The sequence below is a fragment of the Planktotalea frisia genome, assembly GCF_001890925.1.
Taxonomy (GTDB): Bacteria; Pseudomonadota; Alphaproteobacteria; order Rhodobacterales; family Rhodobacteraceae; genus Planktotalea; species Planktotalea frisia.
The window spans coordinates 1-5,416 of the sequence record NZ_MLCB01000060.1 but is presented as its reverse complement, the minus strand read 5'-3'; the positions used below and the strand labels follow the sequence as shown (position 1 = coordinate 5,416).

At 52.6% G+C, this 5,416-nt stretch carries 7 protein-coding genes; 3 read left to right on the top strand and 4 right to left on the bottom strand.

Going from position 1 to position 5,416, the window contains the following annotated elements:
• Positions 1–21: 21 nt before the first annotated feature.
• A complete protein-coding gene (locus PFRI_RS03520; protein WP_139292082.1) occupies positions 22–567 on the bottom strand; it encodes an autoinducer binding domain-containing protein in 546 nt (181 codons plus the stop codon).
• A gap of 161 nt (positions 568–728) precedes the next feature.
• Here PFRI_RS03520 and PFRI_RS03515 point away from each other — a divergent pair, with 161 nt between their 5' ends.
• Positions 729–1,934: a bifunctional alpha/beta hydrolase/OsmC family protein gene (locus tag PFRI_RS03515; protein WP_072629362.1), complete on the top strand. Its 1,206-nt coding sequence runs from the start codon at positions 729–731 to the stop codon at positions 1,932–1,934.
• 61 nt (positions 1,935–1,995) lie between these two features.
• On the opposite strand, the gene PFRI_RS03510 is transcribed toward PFRI_RS03515, so the two are convergent.
• The 3 genes from PFRI_RS03510 to PFRI_RS03500 form a co-directional block, all read right to left on the bottom strand.
• Complete coding sequence (locus PFRI_RS03510) at positions 1,996–2,532, bottom strand: biotin transporter BioY (protein WP_425439439.1); 537 nt, start codon at positions 2,530–2,532, stop codon at positions 1,996–1,998.
• Between the two features lie 166 nt (positions 2,533–2,698).
• Positions 2,699–3,112: a DUF6314 family protein gene (locus PFRI_RS03505; protein WP_245812242.1), complete on the bottom strand. Its 414-nt coding sequence runs from the start codon at positions 3,110–3,112 to the stop codon at positions 2,699–2,701.
• Positions 3,109–3,456, bottom strand: coding sequence for a hypothetical protein (locus tag PFRI_RS03500; protein ID WP_245812241.1), 348 nt, complete (start codon positions 3,454–3,456; stop codon positions 3,109–3,111). Before PFRI_RS03500 ends, PFRI_RS03505 begins: the two co-directional genes overlap by 4 nt.
• Before the next feature lie 84 nt (positions 3,457–3,540).
• Here PFRI_RS03500 and purB point away from each other — a divergent pair, with 84 nt between their 5' ends.
• Both purB and PFRI_RS03490 read left to right on the top strand, forming a co-directional pair.
• Positions 3,541–4,848: an adenylosuccinate lyase gene (purB, locus tag PFRI_RS03495; RefSeq protein WP_072629359.1), complete on the top strand. Its 1,308-nt coding sequence runs from the start codon at positions 3,541–3,543 to the stop codon at positions 4,846–4,848.
• A gap of 115 nt (positions 4,849–4,963) precedes the next feature.
• The gene (locus PFRI_RS03490; protein ID WP_072629358.1) at positions 4,964–5,377 is read left to right on the top strand and encodes a magnesium and cobalt transport protein CorA; all 414 of its coding nucleotides are present in this window, start codon (positions 4,964–4,966) and stop codon (positions 5,375–5,377) included.
• Positions 5,378–5,416: the final 39 nt, after the last annotated feature.

The following is a 5,416-nucleotide window of genomic DNA, read 5'->3' as shown; positions in this document are numbered from 1 at the left end:
GTCTTCAAGGTTGGATACATCTTAGCACGCTGTCCAGTTTTGCCGGACCACTTCACTCGGGTCCATCGAAAAGCCAGCAATCAGTGCCGACACCGTGGTCCACATGCTAAGCGCTTTGTCGAAGGCCTCTCTCTCAAAGGTATGAAAACAAAGGGTTACAATCCGACCTGTCGGTTTTTGCGGGACCATAAATTTGCTACCGTGCAGCAGCGAATATCCCGCTTTGTTCAGCGCAGTGCTAAGTTCTAAATTGCCGCCATGCGTGTCATTGGCGATGGAGTCTCGATCGCAATAGATCGTGCGTCTGCTTTGCTTGGATGTGAACAGCTCTATCAACGGATCAACTTTGAAATATTCACGCCGCATATATTCTTCTAACCATGTTTGGCTCATCGAACTACGCGCCCAAAGCATTGTCGCACTTTCGATGTCCAGAGCACCCGTATTAATCGCATCAACGCCAAGTTCGTTTGCAATTTTGAGTGCACAGAGCCACGTACTTTCACTGTCCTCACACGCGCTTAGGGCATCGAACGCATCCACGAGCGCATATTTGGTCAAGTTCATTTGATTTTCAACTTTCGCAAGAACGCGCAAGCGATAATACAAATCTCAACAGGCGCAAACAGTTTGAGATTTTCATCACCTCCGCGCGACCCCGCTGTAACACACCTTTCCTTACCGGAAGAAAACCCCCACCCTAGGAGCCAGCACTAGGAGTCTGCCCCATGCCCACTGAACGCCTGACCTTTCCCGGCCATTCCGGTCACGACCTCGCCGCACGGCTTGATATGCCTGATGGCCCACATTTGGCGACTGCTCTATTCGCGCATTGCTTTACCTGTTCCAAAGATATCCCCGCCGCGCGCCGGATTGCGCAGCGCCTTGCAGATCAAGGGATTGCAGTTTTACGTTTTGATTTCACAGGCTTGGGCCATTCTCAGGGCGAATTCGCAAACACGACGTTTTCCTCCAACGTCGATGATTTGAAAGCCGCCGCTGCGATGCTTGCTGAGCGCGGCATGGCGCCAAGCTTGCTGATCGGTCATTCCCTTGGCGGTGCTGCAGTATTGAAACTCGCGCCTGAACTAGAAGACATCAAAGCCGTCGTGACACTTGGTGCGCCTTTCGATCCAGAGCATGTCACACATAACTTTGGCGGCGCATTGGATGAAATCGCTGCGAACGGGAAAGCGGACGTTAACCTTGGTGGACGCCCTGTGACGATCGGGCAGGACTTTGTCGAAGACGTAAGTGCCGCAAATTTAAAAGACGCGATTGCGAAATCGAGAGCTGCGCTTTTGGTCATGCACGCCCCGCTTGATGCGATTGTTGGCGTTGAAAATGCCACGAATATCTTTGTCGCCGCGCATCACCCAAAAAGCTTTGTGACGCTTGATGACGCGGATCATCTGATCACCAATCCCGACGATGCCTGTTACGCGGCGGACGTGATTGCGTCGTGGAGCACACGATATCTCAAACTCGCGCGTCCTGCCCCACCAATCGGCACACCAGAAGGCGTTGTGCGTGTGCGCGAAGCGGATCCGCGTGGTTTTTTGCAAGACGTTTATGGTGGTTCGAACCATCACACATTGGCCGATGAGCCCCTTGCCTACGGCGGCACCAATCGTGGCATGTCGCCTTATGGGTTCCTCGCGGCGGCGCTTGGCGCGTGCACATCTATGACCATTCGCATGTACGCCCGTCGCAAAGGCTGGCCGCTGAAAGACATCTCTGTGGATGTAAGCCACGACAAGATGCACGCGCAAGATAGCGGCACACTTGAAAAGGTGGATGCCTTCAAGCGGGTGATTACGTTAAAAGGAAAGCTGGATGACACTCAGCGCGCGCGCCTGCTCGAGATTGCAGATAAATGCCCTGTTCACAAAACCTTGGAGCGTAGTTCTGAGGTGTTGACTGAATTGGTCTAAATCAAAAAAAGAGGCGCAGCAGGGTTTGCTACGCCTCAATTCTATTCGCGATGTGTTTGATTTAGTCGCGTGCGCGGCCAACCAATTTCCATGCCAGCGGCAAGATGATCGCTGCGAGTGCTAGTTTCAAGAAATCGCCTAGCAAGAACGGTGTGAGACCCCACTGCAAGATTGGCTTGTCCCAACCATAGAGCATGCCGAGCCAGATCAAGCCTGGCACATAGATCAATGCGTTGCCGAGCAGCATTGCGCCCGCCATTTTCGGAGCCGAGCGATCCCAACCTGCGCGCGCAAGCGTGCCAAGTGCGAGCACTGCCAAAACGTAGCCCACCAGATAGCCGCCTGTGCTGCCCTTCATATACTCGAGACCGAATTTTTCGGCGGAAGAGCCTGCAAAAACATCGAAACCAAGCGCGCCAATGATCATGTAGCCAAGGATCGTCACAAGGCCCAAACGCGCGCCATAAGCAGCGCCCATCGTGAGAACCGCAAAGGTTCCAAGCGTCATGGGAACTGGAAACATCGGTACTTTGATCTTCGCGGCGATGGCCAGAAAGAGGATACCGGCGACAACCAAAGCGGCCTTTTTAGCAAGCATAAGCGCGCCATCTTGCGGCGCGATCACATCGCTAAGTGTTTTGTGAGTAAGCGACAGGTTCATAGTTTCTCTCCTGTTATATTGCGTTGCAGCATATGGGCTTGGCAATTTCAAAAGTGCAAGCGTAAATTCTTTGGTAACTTTGGTTAATCCTAATGCGTTGACTTCACGCAGGCTGGTAAACGCTTTGCATTGTGTAATTTTTTCGAGGTCCGGTAACAATCCAAACGCTCTGCCAGACAGGCCAATCTGCAAAATCATAGACCACATCATACTGATCCGGATCGCACCAATGGGCCGCATTTGCTGCACTTGCGAGGGCAATACGATGGAAGAAACGTCCATCCTCAAAGAACACATCGACGCCAGCGGCATCTGTGCGCCAAATATAGCGTCGCTCAGCGGTCATCGGCTTTGCACCGACTATCTGAAGTTGCCCCGTTTCCGAATAACGCCACTGATCGCCCTGCTCTGAAATCTCAGCAACTCCGAAAAATGATGCGTCTTGTCCGGACAGCGCATCTTCAATCCGCCGCTTGATCGTCCAGCGCCCCAGAAAATCTAGTGGCGTCATACTCATTTGCGAAGGGTCCCAATGCTTACGTCTTCAAAAGCACCAGTGAACCGCACTTTCGCGCCTGAAATCGCGACATCGTAGCAATCCCACAAGTCGCGCGGCGGCCACTGGCTACAATATTGATCCCCCTCAACGCGCCAGTTGCCCCAGCTATTCCCGCCCGCATTATAGAGCGTCTTGCCACTTTCGCGAAAATCCTGCCAAGCGCTCTCATAATCCAGCGTCACACCGATAAGCGTGTCTGTAATTTCAGGTCCGCTTAACGTGCGCCAATCGTCAGCCCCTTGCGCCACAGCGAAAGAACTCAAAGACCACAGAAACCCAATATATAGGCCAAAGCGTCTCACCTTACCCTCCTCGCTTGAACCACAATCGCGCGCATACTAAGAGGGCGCAACGCAAGCTGAAAGTCATGAAAAGGACAATCGCGCATGATCCCACGTTATTCCCGCCCCGAAATGGTCGCTATTTGGTCGCCTGAAAGCAAATTTCGCATTTGGTATGAGATCGAAGCCCATGCATGCGATGCCATGGCCGATATTGGTGTGATCCCGCGTGAGAATGCCGAAGCGGTCTGGAAAGCCAAGGATGTGGAATTCGATGTGGCACGCATTGATGAGATCGAGGCCGTCACAAAGCATGACGTTATCGCCTTCTTAACGCATCTCGCGGAACATGTTGGCAGCGAAGAAGCGCGATTCGTGCATCAGGGTATGACCAGTTCTGATGTCTTGGATACGTGTTTCAACGTCCAGCTGGTGCGCGCGGCTGACATTTTGATTGAGGACACAAAGGGGTTGCTTGCAGCGCTAAAGCGTCGTGCGATGGAGCATAAAAACACGATCCGCATTGGCCGCAGTCACGGTATTCATGCAGAGCCGACAACAATGGGCCTGACGTTTGCACGCTTTTACGCAGAGATGGATCGCAATCTTGCGCGTCTGAAAGTTGCCCGTGACGAGATCGCGACTGGCGCAATTTCCGGCGCGGTTGGAACGTTTGCCAATATCGACCCTGCCGTGGAAGAGCATGTTTGCGCGAAACTTGGTCTGTCGCCCGAGCCGATCTCGACACAAGTGATCCCGCGTGATCGTCATGCCGCCTTCTTTGCCGCACTTGGCGTTGTTGGATCTTCCATCGAGAATATCTCGACTGAAATTCGCCACATGCAACGTACAGAAGTTCTTGAAGCCGCTGAGTTTTTCTCGATGGGACAAAAGGGTTCGTCGGCTATGCCACATAAAAAGAACCCCGTTTTGACCGAAAACCTGACTGGTCTTGCACGCCTTATTCGTATGGCTGTGGTTCCGGCGATGGAAAACGTAGCCCTTTGGCATGAGCGTGATATTTCGCACAGCTCCGTTGAGCGCAATATTGGTCCTGACACGACGATTACACTCGATTTCGCCCTCGCGCGTTTGACTTCTGTGATAGAAAAATTGTTGGTATATCCCGAGAACATGCTGGCAAACATGAACAAATTTCCGGGTTTGGTGATGAGCCAGCGGGTCCTTTTGGCCCTTACGCAAGCAGGAACCAGCCGCGAAGATGCGTACCGCCTTGTGCAGCGCAACGCGCTCAAAGTTTGGGAAACGGGCTGCGATTTCAAAGAAGAATTGCTCGCGGATGAAGAGGTCGTTGCAGCACTTGGAGTCGATCAAATCGAGGCGAATTTCGATCTTGAGTATCACACAAAGCACGTTGATACGATCTTCCGTCGGGTATTTGGCGAGAGCTAAACGACTGTGAACACATAAAAATCGCGTTGGCTGGAGAAAAGTCTTAGATCTTCAGCCAATGTTTACAATTTGGCGTCAAACACACAGGCAATCCGCAACGATAAGGCGATTGTAAATGCAGTTAGGTCAAATGATGCCGGCGAGTGCGCAAGCGAGGCTCCCGGCGCGCAAAGTAAATTCCGCTGAAAAAGCCGCCATCGTCGTGCGCTTTTTATTGAATGAGGGCGCGAATGTCCCAATCGATACTTTGCCAGAGGCTTTGCAGGCTGAACTCACGCAACAAATGGGCAGTCTGCGGCGCATAGATCGCGCAACTTTGATCAGCGTTATCGAGGAATTTGCGACTGAACTCGAGGAAACGGGTCTCACTTTTCCCAAAGGCGTTGCGGGCGCGCTCAGCGAACTAGATGGCAAGATCAGTCCAGGTGCAGCCGCTCGGATTCGCAAACGTACTGGAGTGCGTGCTATTGGCGATCCTTGGGAAAAGCTATACACAGAGTCCTCGAGCACCCGACTTTTGACGGGTTGACGTCTGACCGTAGAACGATTCAGCTAACCGCATGATCCG

What these genes read in the sequence shown, in the direction of transcription:
- PFRI_RS03505 (WP_245812242.1), bottom strand. Translation starts at nt 3,112, where the DNA reads ATGAGTATGACGCCACTAGATTTTCTGGGGCGCTGGACGATCAAGCGG.
- PFRI_RS03520 (WP_139292082.1), bottom strand. Translation starts at nt 567, where the DNA reads ATGAACTTGACCAAATATGCGCTCGTGGATGCGTTCGATGCCCTAAGC.
- purB (WP_072629359.1), top strand. Translation starts at nt 3,541, where the DNA reads ATGATCCCACGTTATTCCCGCCCCGAAATGGTCGCTATTTGGTCGCCT.
- PFRI_RS03490 (WP_072629358.1), top strand. Translation starts at nt 4,964, where the DNA reads ATGCAGTTAGGTCAAATGATGCCGGCGAGTGCGCAAGCGAGGCTCCCG.
- PFRI_RS03515 (WP_072629362.1), top strand. Translation starts at nt 729, where the DNA reads ATGCCCACTGAACGCCTGACCTTTCCCGGCCATTCCGGTCACGACCTC.
- PFRI_RS03510 (WP_425439439.1), bottom strand. Translation starts at nt 2,532, where the DNA reads ATGCTTGCTAAAAAGGCCGCTTTGGTTGTCGCCGGTATCCTCTTTCTG.